This is a genomic window from Occallatibacter sp. (genome assembly GCF_049582745.1).
Taxonomy (GTDB): domain Bacteria; phylum Acidobacteriota; class Terriglobia; order Terriglobales; family Acidobacteriaceae; genus Telmatobacter.
In genome coordinates, this window is sequence record NZ_JBAUUO010000181.1 from 42,216 (window position 1) to 56,266 (window position 14,051).

At 55.9% G+C, this 14,051-nt stretch carries 8 protein-coding genes and 2 pseudogenes; 4 read left to right on the forward strand and 6 right to left on the reverse strand.

Going from position 1 to position 14,051, the window contains the following annotated elements; translation table 11 throughout:
- Nucleotides 1-10 precede the first annotated feature (10 nt).
- Nucleotides 11-1,114, forward strand: coding sequence for a glycoside hydrolase family 130 protein (locus WCA10_RS26750; RefSeq protein WP_472825616.1), 1,104 nt, complete (start codon nucleotides 11-13; stop codon nucleotides 1,112-1,114).
- A gap of 4 nt (nucleotides 1,115-1,118) precedes the next feature.
- On the opposite strand, the gene glgP is transcribed toward WCA10_RS26750, so the two are convergent.
- The 5 genes from glgP to WCA10_RS26775 all read right to left on the reverse strand — a co-directional run bounded on the left by glgP (nucleotide 1,119) and on the right by WCA10_RS26775 (nucleotide 10,336).
- The gene (gene glgP, locus WCA10_RS26755) at nucleotides 1,119-3,635 is read right to left on the reverse strand and encodes an alpha-glucan family phosphorylase (protein WP_472825617.1); all 2,517 of its coding nucleotides are present in this window, start codon (nucleotides 3,633-3,635) and stop codon (nucleotides 1,119-1,121) included.
- A gap of 92 nt (nucleotides 3,636-3,727) precedes the next feature.
- Complete coding sequence (locus WCA10_RS26760) at nucleotides 3,728-6,316, reverse strand: phosphoketolase family protein (protein ID WP_472825618.1); 2,589 nt, start codon at nucleotides 6,314-6,316, stop codon at nucleotides 3,728-3,730.
- A gap of 92 nt (nucleotides 6,317-6,408) precedes the next feature.
- Nucleotides 6,409-7,278, reverse strand: coding sequence for an ADP-polyphosphate phosphotransferase (locus tag WCA10_RS26765; RefSeq protein WP_472825619.1), 870 nt, complete (start codon nucleotides 7,276-7,278; stop codon nucleotides 6,409-6,411).
- Nucleotides 7,279-7,297: 19 nt separating this feature from the next.
- Complete coding sequence (locus WCA10_RS26770) at nucleotides 7,298-9,916, reverse strand: plasma-membrane proton-efflux P-type ATPase (RefSeq protein WP_472825620.1); 2,619 nt, start codon at nucleotides 9,914-9,916, stop codon at nucleotides 7,298-7,300.
- Nucleotides 9,917-10,171: 255 nt separating this feature from the next.
- On the reverse strand, nucleotides 10,172-10,336 hold the full coding sequence (locus WCA10_RS26775; RefSeq protein ID WP_472825621.1) for a hypothetical protein: 165 nt from the start codon (nucleotides 10,334-10,336) through the stop codon (nucleotides 10,172-10,174).
- Nucleotides 10,337-10,986: 650 nt separating this feature from the next.
- Between WCA10_RS26775 and WCA10_RS26780 the strand changes: the two genes are divergently transcribed.
- Nucleotides 10,987-11,424, forward strand: coding sequence for a universal stress protein (locus tag WCA10_RS26780; protein ID WP_472825650.1), 438 nt, complete (start codon nucleotides 10,987-10,989; stop codon nucleotides 11,422-11,424).
- Nucleotides 11,425-11,769: 345 nt separating this feature from the next.
- Here WCA10_RS26780 and WCA10_RS26785 read toward each other — a convergent pair.
- A pseudogene (locus WCA10_RS26785) lies at nucleotides 11,770-11,970 on the reverse strand (peptidoglycan-binding protein); the annotation flags it as partial.
- 18 nt (nucleotides 11,971-11,988) lie between these two features.
- On the opposite strand from WCA10_RS26785, the pseudogene WCA10_RS26790 reads away from it, so the two are divergent.
- A pseudogene (locus WCA10_RS26790) lies at nucleotides 11,989-13,217 on the forward strand (oleate hydratase).
- An 86-nt stretch (nucleotides 13,218-13,303) separates the two neighbouring features.
- On the forward strand, nucleotides 13,304-13,981 hold the full coding sequence (locus WCA10_RS26795; RefSeq protein ID WP_472825622.1) for a MarC family protein: 678 nt from the start codon (nucleotides 13,304-13,306) through the stop codon (nucleotides 13,979-13,981).
- The last annotated feature ends 70 nt before the right edge of the window (nucleotides 13,982-14,051 follow it).

The following is a 14,051-nucleotide window of genomic DNA, read 5'->3' on the forward strand; positions in this document are numbered from 1 at the left end:
AGGAAATTCGATGAGCGGCTTCAAGTTGCAACGCCTGGGCATGATCATGGAGCCCGAGCCCGGCAATCCGCATGAAGTGGAAGGGGTTCTCAACCCTGGAGCGGTGAGAGGCCCCGATGGAGAACTGTATCTCTTCCCTCGGTTGGTCGCAAAAGGAAATTTTTCGAGGATCGGAATAGCGCGTGTGCGGTTCAATGACGCCGGAGACCCGATAGGAGTGGAGCGCCTTGGCATCGCACTCGAGCCTGAAACCGGCTATGAAATCCGGCCGGGAGGCGGCGGATGTGAGGATCCGCGAGTCACGTTCGTTGAACCGCTCAAGCGCTACATCATGACCTATGCGGCATTTTCGCCCGTGGGACCAAGAATTGCGATGGCCGAATCCGATGATCTTTTCCATTGGAAGAGGCTTGGACTCGCGACTTATGCTCATTGGCACGGCATCGAATTGGGCAATGTGGACGATAAGGATGCTAGCCTCTTTCCTGTCGCCATACCTAACTCGACCGGGAAACTGGAACTGGGCATGCTCCATCGTCCGCTTTTTCGAGGTACGCAGCCGAAGGAGACCGCGCGCCATCCTGGAAGGCGTGAGGTAGATCTCGACCGGGAGAGCATCTGGATCTCTTACTGCCCGGCAGACTTGACGAGCCGTGACGCCGACCGACTGGGCCAGTTTACGTCGCATCATCGATTGGCAACTCCCGTATCCCCTTGGGAGCGGCTCAAGATCGGTGCTGGCACCCCACCCATCCTGACCAAACATGGCTGGTTGATTGTCTACCACGGCGTGAGCGAAGTACCGGGCATGGGTGGTAATCATCCTCTGTGCTACTCGGCCGGTGTGATGGTGCTCTCAAAACAGCATCCGCGATTGATTCGCTATCGCTCGGTGCAGCCGGTGTTGACACCCTCGCTTCCCGAGGAGCGCGATGGAACAGTTGCCAATGTTGTTTTCCCCACGGGCATCGACCGGCGCGACGATCTTGGCACTCCCGATCGCTTCGATGTCTATTACGGGATGGCGGACAATCGGATTGGTGTGGCGCGCCTCGATTTGCCTCAGAAACTCCCCGCGGAAGCGGCCGCCGATGCGTCCGAGGCGAAGGTGTAAATCGCTAGCGTTGCCAAACAATTTGACCCGCTTCGAGCGGCACCAATGCATTGGAATGTTGGGGAACGATTCGTGCGGTGTAGTCGCTCGCGGGCCGGGTTGCGGAGACCTGAGCTGAATAAGCGTATGAGCCGGGAGTATCTTGACTGGGCCCGGCTGCAATCATGGCTTCGAAACAAGCTGACTCTCCTTGAGCGGAATCTGCGTAAAGCTCGACTCTCAGGTGATCAGGAGTGAGGGAACCAGGGGTAACGTCGGCTTGAAAGAAGTGTTGCCCATCGTGGGTATTGATCCGCACACGGACAAAATGCACAGTGTTCCAATGCCGCTCAAGGTCCTGCTTCCATTGCAGCAGGCCAGTGCCGATCGCACCATCGTCCGCTGCACGATCGTGATAGCGCGACGCCGCAGGAAGATAATGGCTCTCAGTGTATTCCCGGATGGCGCGCGTTGCGGAGAATTCGGGAGTAAGCTTCGCCATGCTCTCACGGATGCGTCCCAGCCACTTGTCTGGCATCCCGGATTTATTGCGCTCGTAGAATTCCGGGATGACTTCCGCTTCCAGGAGTGAATACAAAGTGTCCGCTTCTTTGGCGTCCCATCCAGGGTCTTCGCCATGTTCCTGGCCGTCTCCAATGGCCCAACCAACTTCTGGGGTATAGGCCTCCGCCCACCAGCCATCCAACTCGGAAAGATTCAGGCCGCCGTTGACGAGGACCTTCATACCACTGGTTCCGCAGGCCTCCCATGGGCGCCGAGGTGTGTTGATCCAGAGGTCGATTCCCTGGACCAGTTCCTGGGCCAGCATCATGTCGTAATCGTTGAGGAAGACAACGCGTCCCTGTACCTCTGGGCGCTTGATGAAGTCCTTCCATTGCTTGATCAGGTCCTGTCCCGGAACATCCTGAGGATGAGCCTTCCCCGCAAGGATTAACTGAACGGGGCATCGCGGATTGGAGAGAAGCCGCACCATCCGCTCGGTATCGTGCAGGAGAAGATTGGGGCGCTTATAGGCGGCAAAACGGCGTGCAAATCCCAGGGTCAACACATTGTCATCGAAGATGCCGGCGGCATTGGACGGATCTGCGCCTTCAGCGGCGAGTTGGCACTGGTACCGCTTCCGCATCCGTTCGATCAGGCCTTTTCGCCCGGCCGTTCGCAATTGCCACAACTGCCGATCTGAGATTTGGCGGATGTCCTGTTCCTCCGGACGACTCCCACGCCAGCGCTGCGCGCCACAAGCGGAGGTCCACAGTGCGTCGGCCGAGGCCGAATCCCAAGTCGGCACATGGATGCCGTTGGTTACGGATCCTATCGGGACTTCCTCCCTTGGCCAGCGAGGAAACAAGGACTGGAAGATCTGTCTGCTTACTTGTCCGTGCAGCTTGCTGACGCCATTGATCTGTCCGCTGCCCCGTACCGCGAGATAAGCCATGTTGAAAGGTTCCGAGTTGTCTTCCGGGTCCTGTCTTCCCAAAGCGAGCAGATCGTCCACCGAGATCGCGAGTTCATCGACCGCATAGTGGCTCAGGTACGTGCGAATGAGTGCGGGATCAAAGCGATCGAAACCGGCACTGACGGCGGTATGTGTAGTGAATAAATTCCCGGCTCGCGTAATGTTCATGGCAAGGTCGAACGGCTTCTTGTGATCCTCCATGTAGCAGCGTGCCCGCTCAAGAACGGCGAATGCCGCATGTCCTTCGTTGAGGTGACAGACTTCAGGCGCAAGACCCAATGCTCGCAACAAGCGCCATCCGCCGATGCCGAGGGCGATCTCCTGCTTCAGACGCATCTCTGCGTCCCCGCCATAGAGCTCGCTGGTGATACCCCGATGGGCCGCTGTATTAGCAAAGTCGTTGGTATCGAGAAGATACAACTTTGCTCTTCCCACTGACACTTCCCAGCAGCGAAGCCAGATCCTCGAACCGGGAAGTTGAATTTGTAACCGCAACCACTCGCCATTCGACTGACGCAGCGGCCGGATGGGCAGTTGTCCCGGATCATTGACTGGATAGAGCGCTTGTTGCATGCCTTCCGAATCGAAGTCCTGGCGGAAATATCCCTGGCCGTAGAGCAAGCCGATCCCTACAACCGGAACTCCCAGATCGCTCGCCGCCTTCATCTGGTCGCCCGCTACATTTCCCAGGCCGCCCGAATAGATCGGCAAAGCCTCGGTGAGCATGAACTCCATGCTGAAGTAGGCGATTGTTGTGAGCGCCGTGTCTCGATGCTTATGCTGGAACCACGCGTCGGCCCGATAAGAGTCCCTATTCTGCTGAAGCAGACTGTCAAGTTTATTTCGAAACTCTGGCGTGCCTAATGCAGCCTTGATTTTTTCCCGAGAGACCGTTCGCAGGATGACCCATGGGTTTTGCGTGGTTGCCCAAAGATCCTTGTCGAGCGCTTCCCACAACTCGTCCGCGGTATGATTCCAGGACCAGTGAAGATTGAGCGCCAACTCAACCAGCGAATCTACTCCATCGACCTTGAACCAATCGGATGGTGACTTCGGATCGTTCAATTTCTCCCCCTGTCAAGCGCGTCCGAGAGGCGGAGACTGATATCGCAACCTCTTTGCGACGGCGGCCCCCTTTGATTTCGACCGAATAGAGCCTAACTGTCGGTGAACATCGCCTTGCCGGGATGCCCCTTGGCAAGCTGAGCCGGAGCGGTGGCATCGCTGAAGTCCTTTGTCCACTGCCAGTTCCTGATCTCAGGCATGTCTTCCAGGTTTTCGCGAATATAGTCGTGGTGGCGTTGTAACTCCTGGTTGAAGAAGTTGATGGCTTTCTCGGCTTCGAGGCGGAGGCGCGGGATGTGCTTCAATGCATCGAGTGCAAGATGGAAGCGGCTCATTTCATTGAGAACCACCATGTCGAATGGTGTTGTAGTCGTACCTCGGTCCATGTAACCGTGCACATGGAAGCGGCCTTCGTTGGCGCGCCCGTGAACCAGGGTGTGAATGAGCCAGCGATTGTTGTGGAAGGCGAAGACCACCGGCGCTTTTTCAGTGAAGAGCGCATTAAAAGACATTTCGTCCATCCCATGCGTATGCTTGTCGGGAAACATCAGAGTCATCAAGTCGACAACGTTGACAACGCGAACCTTGATGCCCGGGACATGTTTCTGTAGCAGCCACGAGGCCGCGCAGGTCTCGATCGTTGGTACATCTCCGGCGCAGGCGAGCACTACATCCGGCTCCCCGCCTTCAGCGTTGGTTGCGAACTTCCACGTGGATGCGCCCTTTGAGCAGTGCTCAAGTGCCTCATCCATATTCAACCACTGAAGCTGTGGCTGTTTGCCGCAGGTGACGACGTTCACGTAATTGCGGCTCCGCAGGCAATGGTCGAAGACGCTGAGCAGGCAGTTAGAGTCCGGTGGATAGTACACGCGGATCACTTCGCTCCTGCGCGCCAGTGCATTGTCCACGTACCCGGTTGCCTGGTGGCTGAAGCCATTGTGGTCGTTGCGCCATGCATGACTTGTGAGCAGAACGTTCAGAGACGCAAGCGGTCTGCGCCATGGATACTCGCGGCACTGCTCAAGCCATTTAGCATGTTGTGTGGTCATCGAATCGACCACCTGCGCGAAGGCTTCATAGGAGGACCACATCCCATGACGGCCCGTGAGCAGATAGCCTTCTAGCCATCCCTGGCAGAGATGTTCGCTCAGCACTTCCATGACGCGGCCATCTGGACCAAGTTCATCATCGATCGAGACAATTTCGGCCATCGAGCACCGCTTCGTTGCCTCAAAGATAGAGTTGAGGCGATTGGAATTCGATTCATCGGGGCAGAACATGCGGAAGTTTGTCAGATTCATTCTGAAGATGTCGCGGAAGAAATCTCCCAGTTTGCGCGGAGCCTCAGCCAGAACCTGGCCGGGGCCGGGGATCTCAAGCGCGTAATCCGTGAAGTCGGGCAGCGCGAGAGTGATCAGCTCGCGCCCGCCATTTACGTGGGGATTGCCTCCCATGCGCCGGTTGCCTGCGGGCGAGAGAGCCGCCAGTTCGTCGATGAACTTGCCGTTCGCGTCGAACAGCTCCTCGGCCTTGTAACTCTTCATCCATGCTTCAAGGATCTTGAGATGTTCAGGATTGTCTTTGACCGAAGCGAGTGGAACCTGGTGCGCTCGGAATGTGCCTTCGATGGGTATCCCATCGACTTCCTTGGGACAGGTCCATCCCTTGGGCGTGCGGAATATGATCATGGGCCAGACGGGCTGCTTTTTGAATCCGTTCTTGCGCGCATCCTGCTGAATCTTTCGAATTTCGGCATAGCAATCTTCAAGCGTTTGCGCGAGGAGTTGATGCACGACCTCGGGATCGTCGCCCTCGACAAAGTAGGGCTTGTATCCGCGGCCCACATACAGAGCCTTCAGGTCTTCATCGCTGGTGCGTCCCTGGGCGGTCGGTCCGGAGATCTTGTATCCATTGAGATGAAGGATAGGTAGGACAGCGCCGTCGCGCACCGGATTGACGAAGTTGACCGACTTCCAGCTTCCTTCGAGCGGACAAGTCTCGGATTCGCCGTCTCCGATGACGCAGGCGACGATCAAGTCCGGGTTGTCGAAGGCCGCGCCGAATGCATGGACCAATGAATATCCAAGTTCTCCGCCCTCGTGCATTGAATTCGGTACGTGCGGCCCGCAGTGGCTGGGCACGCCACCCGGAGTCGAGAACTTGCGGAACATAAGCCGCAGGCCGTCCTCGTCGTGTGTGATCTCCGGATGAACCTCGGTATAGGAGCCTTCGAGATAGGAGCAGGCATTCAGGGAAGGACCTCCGTGCCCCGGACCGGAGATGTAGATGATGTCCGCATCGTGCTCTTTGATCAGACGGTTCAAATGAATGTAGATGAAGTTCTGGCCTGGCGAGGTTCCCCAGTGACCGAGCAATCGCGGCTTGATCTGCTCCGCCTTGAGCGGCGAGCGAAGCAGGGGATTGTCAAAGAGATAGATCTGGCCGATGCAAAGATAGTTTGCCGCTCGCCAGTAGCGATTCATCTTGTCCAACATTTCGGGCGAAAGCGGTCCCTTGGGCTTCGGCGCTCTTTCTTCAGTCTTGCCATCCGCCGCAATCGCGGTCGACAGGCTCACGTCAAAGATGAAACCAGAAGAGTTGCCAAACTGATCGAAGTTCTTGCTGAAGGGTTGAGGCGAGTCGTCTTTGTCAACGTTGATGGGGAGCTCGGTGGTTGCCATATTGAATGTTCCTTCCAGTTCTCCGCAATTCGTAACAGCGCGGTGAGGGCTGACTTCTGTTTGTTGGGTCTGCTTGCGCTGGATCTTCATCGCTATTTCGCGAGCAACCTTTTGATCGAGTGCAATTCAAGGCGACGCTTTTCAGTGGTTTTTGGATACGCCATCTTGAGTCCTTTGAGCGCATCAAGAACGATCTGGGAGACGATGAGCCGTGCGTTCTCTTTATCGTCGGCGGGTACGACGTACCACGGCGCATGACGCGAGCTTGTCGCCTGAAAACAATCCTCGTATGCCTTCATGTAGTGCTTCCAGTATTTCCGCTCGTGAATGTCGGAGGTGCTGAACTTCCAGTTCTTGTCTGGTTCATCGATGCGTGCTAGAAATCGCTTCCGTTGCTCCTCGTAAGACAGATGCAGAAATATCTTGACGATCTGCGTGCCGTTACGATGAAGGTGCTTCTCCAGATCCGCGATGGAGCCATACCGCTGCTGCCAAATGTCCTTCTCGTCGCGCAGTTCCTCGGGAAGCCCCTGACTGCGGAGAATCTCCGGGTGCACTCGAACGACCAGCACTTCCTCGTAATAGGAACGGTTGAAGATGCCGATGCGGCCACGCTCCGGGAGGCGGCATGTCGTGCGCCAAAGGAAATCGTGATCGAGCTCTTCTGCACTGGGCTGTTTGAAACTGAAAACCTCGCAGCCTTCTGGATTGACCCCAGACATGACGTGACGGATGGCGCCGTCTTTGCCGGCCCCATCCATCCCTTGAAATATCAGCAACAGAGCATACTTGTGAGACGCGTTGTGAAGCTGTTGCAAAGAGCTCAGTTTCTCCATGTGTTCTTGCAGAATTTCCTTATACTGCTTCTTCGACTTCGCATAGGGGGCGACGACCGTCGGCCACTTGCCGAGGTCGACCTTTTTGTCAGGCTGCACTCTATAATCTTTCGGATCGATGGTCATCAAACCCCTTCGGTGTTGTCTATGCGGCGGGCTTCTTCTTTGCCGCCTCTTCGAGGTGCGTTTCCCGCTCTGCTTCAAGCCAGTCCTGGTCCTGCTGGCTCTCGCCATGGATGCGCTCTTGATAAATCTCATAAGCCCGGGTCGCGATCTGCTGAGTATCGTCGCCTGCGACCGCCGTCTGCGGGATCGCCTTCTTGATCGGATCGAAGATGCGATAGGCAAGAAGCTTCACACGATCGTTGATGAGTGCCCAGGCAAGTGCATAGGCCCATACCAATCCCGCCCACTTCCAGCCGAGCGGCGCCATGAAGACTCCGTACACCGCAATGAGTGTCGCGATCGCCTGCGTGCCCACGACTGCGATCAGCAGAATCTTCGCAGGGCGTATCGACCAGAATGGTCCCCGTGTCCGTGTAAGGAAGATGGTCAAATGGCCAGCCACGGAAAGCTTGAGGTACATCAGGGTCTGGACGGTCAAGCGGTCCATGTGGAAGACGCGTTCACCCAGATAGAACAAGAGAAACGCAGAAACAACGCCAATAACCCCCAGCACCGTGGAGATGGAGAGCACCAGCCGCATATTCCAGGCTTCAGGCTTGTTTCTATACAAGACATTGTCATAAGCAATCGACAGAATCGCCCCGTCATTGAGCAGTGCGATCATCACGATCATGACTGCCGTCACCGGATAGAAATTGAAGACCAAGATGGCCAGTGTCATGAAGAAGAGCACGCGCAGCGTCTCCGCGATGCGGTAGATAGCATAGCTGTTCATGCGCTGGAAGATGCGGCGACTTTCTTTGATCGCGTCGATGATTACGGCGAGACCGGAAGTGAGCAGGACGATAGAAGCTGCCGCTCGGGCTGCGTCGGTCGCGCCGGAAACGGCAATGCCGCAGTCGGCCTTCTTCAGCGCAGGCGCGTCGTTCACTCCATCGCCGGTCATGCCGACGATGTGGCCGCAGGTTTGCAACACGTCTACGATATGAAACTTGTGCTCGGGGAACACCTGCGCGAACCCATCTGCCTTTTCGATCTCCTCAACTACCTGCGGAGACTCTTTCTTCTTGGTGTCGCCGAGCGCATTGGCGTCCAGGATGTTGACGCCCAGGCCCAGTTCTTTCGATGTTTCCCGGGCTATGGCAATTTGATCGCCCGTCACCATTTTGATCTTGACGCCCATTTGGACGGCGCTGGCAATGGTTTCCTTGGCATCCGCTCGCGGCGGATCGAACAACGGCAACATGCCGACAAACTTCCATTTGCCCTGCTCATCTGCCCTGGCTACACCCAGCGAGCGGAAGCCGCGGCCGGCAAAATCAAGGATGGCTTTGTTCGCCGCTGTCTTGACTTCGGCCGCGTTGGTTGCCATCTGCAGAATGACCTGCGGCGCTCCCTTGGCTACAAAGAACTGCTTCCCGTCCGCCCCTTTGACCGTAGCTTCTGTGCGTTTGTGCACCGGATCGAAGGGCATAAAGTGAAGTACCTGGCAGCTCTTTAGTTCCTTGTCATCCTTTACACCGCCAATTACCGCCAGGTCGATGGTGTCTTTGTCCTCCGCGCGGGAGGCCAGCGCGGCCCAGAGAACGATGTTCGTAGCAGCAATTCCGTCAATGCAGAAGGGATCGCCCAGCGTGAGCTTGTTTTGCGTGAGTGTGCCGGTCTTGTCCGAGCAGAGAACATCTACGCCAGCCAGTTCTTCAATAGCTGACAAGCGGGTTACAATCGCTTCCTTCTTCGCCAGCAGGCGCGCCCCAACTGCCATGGTCACCGACAGTACGGTCGGCATGGCGACGGGGATAGCGGCGACCAAAAGCACCAGGCAGAATTCCAGGGTGGTAAGGACCTTGTCTCCACGAAAGAGCGCGAATGCGAGAATCAATGCGACCAGCGCCACCGCCAAAATGATCAGGTAGTCGCCGATCTTCATCACAGCCTTTTGGAAGTGGCTGACTGTATGAGCCTCTTCGACAAGCTGCGCGGTCTTGCCAAAGTAAGTGTTCGCCCCGGTGGCGTAGACTATAGCGTCAATCTCACCCTGGCGGACGATGGAGCCTGAGTAGACTGCGCCGCCGGGCTTTTCGGATACTGGAAGTGACTCGCCAGTCAGCGCGGACTGATCTACTTCGATCGAATCGCCATCGAGCAGACGCGCATCCGCGGGAACGATGTCGCCCAGCCGGAGACGAATTACGTCGCCGGGTACGACCTCGCTCGCCTTGGGATCCTGCCACTTGCCATCCCGCTTGACTTTGGCCTTGATTGCCAGACGGGCTTTCAGTGCGGCAATGGCATTCCCCGCCTGGTGCTCTTCCCAGAATCCGACCAGCGCGTTGGAGCACAGCAACAGAAGAATCACGAAGAAATCGAGCCAGTGGCGAACGAGCCCGGAGAGGATCACGGCAGCTTCAATCATCCACGGAATGGGTCCCCAGAAGTAGGAGAGAAACTTCAGGTATTCGTTGGTTTTCTTCTCCTCGATCTGGTTAGGCCCATACTGCGCCTGCCGCTTCGTCGCCTCGGCCTGCGTGAGTCCCTCTGGCGATGCACCAAGCTTTTTCATCAACTCAGGCATGGCGAGCGTTTTCAGGGAATCGTTGTCATCCTTGGGCGCGGGCTTATATGTTTTCGATTCCATTTGCGATATGCTCCTGTTCTTGCTCGGATAGCTTGGGCGCATTGCAACAAAGAAGGAAGCACAGCTCCCAAACCAGCCAATCTGCCCGGTATAAGACGCCAGTCCGCGAAAATCCAGACGGCAAATCATCACGGTTCTTGGAAGGCCTTCCAGTCGTGCGAATGTACAGTGAGACTTGACCTTCTGAGATGGCGGGGCCGAGGGATGTCGCACGGACAAGTAGGAACGCCGGATAGTGATGATCCCGACGCCCTTCTATTTTGAAATGATTTCGTGGTTCTGATCGTAATTCTGTTCCGTATGCGATGCCTTCTCTGCGGCCTTTTCGGCAACACGCTCTATCCGTTTGTTTGCTGCTGCGTCCGAGATTGTTTCGTCTTCAACCTTTGTCACTTTTGGATTCTCAAATTGGTCCGGCATGATTGTTCTCTCCTCTCACCACGATGAACCGTGTCCCCCAGCAACATCTGGTCTGTTTTGCTCGCCCTTCGACGTCGCGGGGTGATTCAAGGCTTGATTCTGGAGAAGTGGTTCCTATTGCACAGCTATTGGCCGACCGCAGGAACAAACTGGTATTGAAGCAGTGTGCAGCACCGAGGGCAGCCGCGCCAGCTTCTGATGAGCCGAGAACCAACGCCGCACCCGCGTGCGGATTGCGATGCTCGCCATGCGTCCTTCTTCCTAAAGAGGTGGCCGATGAACGCCCTGCTGATCTACCCGGAATTCCCTGATAAGTTTTGGAGCCCCTCAATCCACTCTGAGCGATGTCTCAGGTTAAGTTGTCGGGGGTGCCTTCCCCGAGCATAACGGCCTTTGATGACCTTCTCTCCGCCGGACTACAGGCTCTCTGAACGCATTGTGACTTCCAACGCGGAGATAACAGACATCTCGCGTGAGCAATTGAGACCTTCATTCCTGTGCTGGCCGTTCGATACTTGGGACGCCGCGGGAGAATATCTTCTTCGGTCGGAAGGCGCGACCCATCGGCAGACGTTCCCGCAAGCGATTCTGCAAATGTCGTGTACTGGCCCATGGTTGTGCAGGCTGTTGCGGATCAAGGAAGAGGAGTCATGAGAGTCCTGGTGGCAGTTGACGATTCGGGGTTTGCTGAAGATCTGCTTCGCGCTGTAGTAACCGGGGTCCGGCATGAGAATGCAGAGGCCCTGGTCTTACATGTCCTGCAACCGGTTGACACCGTGCCTCCGCCTGAGATGGCTCAAGGTTATGCACCTGAATTGGAAGATGAAAAGCAGCCTGCACGCGTCCTGGTTGAGCGGATTGCGGCCGAACTGCGCAAAGCCGGATTCACGGCACAAACTGGCGTACGGATTGGAGACGTGGCAAACACAATTCTCGGCCAGGCGGCCGAATGGCGCGCCGATCTGATAGCGGTCGGTTCGCATGGGCAAAGGAGCATTCATGACTTCTTGCTGGGCAGCGTTGCGGAGTCGGTAGCTCGTCGAGCCGGATGCTCCGTTGCTATCGTTCGCAGAGCGGTCGAGAACTAGGGAACGATTTGGACCATGGGGATTTGTAATGAGTACGCTGCCATTCGTGGTTTTTGTGGCATTTGGCCTTACCTCTGTCGGGCAGAACCAGAACGCCAGCGGCCGGAAGATGATGTACTTCATTTCCTTGGCAAAGACCGGCGTCTGATGGTTGAGCGCCTTCCCCACCACAACATTCATCCGCAACGCTATGGTGTGATCGTCTGAAAAGACGCGCAGTTTAAAACCAGGGATATTCACCGCGACAGGCAACTGCGGGTAGTCCGCCGGAAGCCATCTCCATCGTTCAAGAGAATCTTCCAATTGGATTACACGGGCACTTAACGGCATATTAAGCTGAGCAATCGTTTCTTTGTCCAGCCGTCCTTCGGACTTCAACCCATGTCGGGCTTGAAAGTGCTTAACCGCTTCTACCAATGGCTCACTATAGGTAGTTGCGTTCGGATCTTCAACAGCGCTTTGCGGCAGGTCGCCAAGCAGGCGAAGTCGGTCACCCAATTGCTGAACACTGGAATACGCATCGCCGCTCTTCACTGTCTTTGGCATATCAGGCAACGGCTGGCTATGGTCTTGGGTCTCCAAGGCCAGATATGTCTGCAGCGCTGTCTCGGTTCGTTGGTAGCCCAGGTATTTGGGCTCTACCTTATTCAATACGTCGGGGAGATTGCTCTCTGCCAGAACTTTCTGCACCAAGAACTGCGGCAAGTCATAGTGTTTCTGATCGAGGTCGATGCCAAACTCCAAGGGCTTCGGATTTATCTTGTTGGCGGGGGCATTGCTTCTCTTGCCGCTGCAGTCTTTCTCATTCGCGACGGAGATGTCCAAGGGCACACGATCACGATCCTGGAAGAGTCTTCCCGGATTGGCGGCAGCCTTGATGCAGCCGGAAATGCGGCTGACGGCTATGTGATGCGCGGCGGTCGCATGATCGAGAGCAAATACCTGTGCACTTACGATCTTTTTTCATCGATTCCAACTCTCGATGGGGCGAAGTCGGTGACGCAGGAGATATTTGACTGGAACGAGACGATGAAGACCGCCTCCAAGTCGCGGCTGTTTCGGGACGGTCAAAGGGTCGACAGTCCCAGTTTTGGCTTGAGCGAGAAAGATATTCTCAACCTCGAGCGTCTGGCGATGGAGCCGGAGGAGTTGCTTGGACGGACCATGATCTCCGACCAGTTTGCGCCGGATTTCTTTGAGACTGACTTCTGCACATGTGGTGTACTACCTTTGCGTTTCAACCGTGGCATAGCGCAGTTGAGTTCAAACGCTATTTGGTGCGCTTCACCCACATGGTTTCCGGATTCAATACGCTTACCGGCATTATGCGCACCGTGTACAACCAGTACGATTCGATGGTCCGCCCACTTCATAAGTGGCTCGAAGAACGCGGTGTGAATTTCATGCTCGAGACAACAGTTACGGACCTTGTTCTCCTCGAAGACAGGGCCGGCTTTGCTGTCGATAAGATCGTGGTCCAGGAAAAAGGTGTCGTTAGAAGCATTCGTGTTACCGAAGACGACAAAGTCATCGTGACTCTCGGGTCTATGACCGAAGGATCGAGCCTGGGTTCAATGGACTCGGCCGCTACCCTGTTGGGGAAAACCGACGGCGGTTCATGGGCTCTTTGGGAGAGAATCGCTGCTGGCGAGACACAATTCGGGCATCCTTCGAATTTTGCCGATCACGTTAAGCAATCGAAGTGGATGTCCTTTGCGACCACACTTCACGACCCCTTCAATCCCCGCGTCTTCCTAGACGCTTTCCTAGCCTTGCACGAAATCGGCGTCTAGGCCGGGGGACTTGGCAGGAGCCGATAATTTCCAGGTCAACTCTGGCTGCGGCCGAGAGACTGAGGCCATAAGTAAGGGGACTGAGGTTGCTCGTTTGGAAGTCGTTTCTTATCGCCTTCAGTGTGCTTTTGCCGCTGATCAATCCGCTTGGGTCGGCTCTCGTGTTTCTTGGGCTCGCCGGCGAGGCGCCGCCAGCCGTCTATCGATCTTTGGCGCGCAAGATCGCAATCAACAACATCATCTTTTTGGCCATCATTGAACTTCTGGGCGCGGCCATTCTCAACTTTTTCGGGATTTCTTTGCCTATCGTGCAACTCTCCGGTGGCATTGTGATAGCAGCGATGGGATGGTCGGTACTGAATGAGAGGGATGCACGCGCGATTGTTAAGAACAAGGAGGAGGAGAGCGAGGTACGTGCCGAAACCAGGACAGAGTACCTTGAGCAGGCAACGTTCTATCCATTCACCTTTCCCGTAACCTCAGGTCCTGGGACGCTTGTCGCGCTGCTGACACTCACCGCACACATCTCGAATCGTGAAATGTCGAGGGATGTTCAGGCCCATATTGGCGTTTTTCTTGCTGTGGTGGTTCTCAGTGCGCTCGTTTATTTCTGCTACGCGTATGCTCCAACGATCACCAAGATCATTCCCCCGTCTACTGCGCACGGCATTCTACGGGTCGTTGCATTTATTTTGCTTTGCATCGGTGTGCAAATCGCTTGGAACGGACTCGCCGTTCTGATTGCCGCGGTTATCAGACCTTGAAGACGGACAGAATGAGCAAAGGAGAGTGGCGATCTCAATCGCACGTTGCCGCGCATCTGTCGGTGATGTG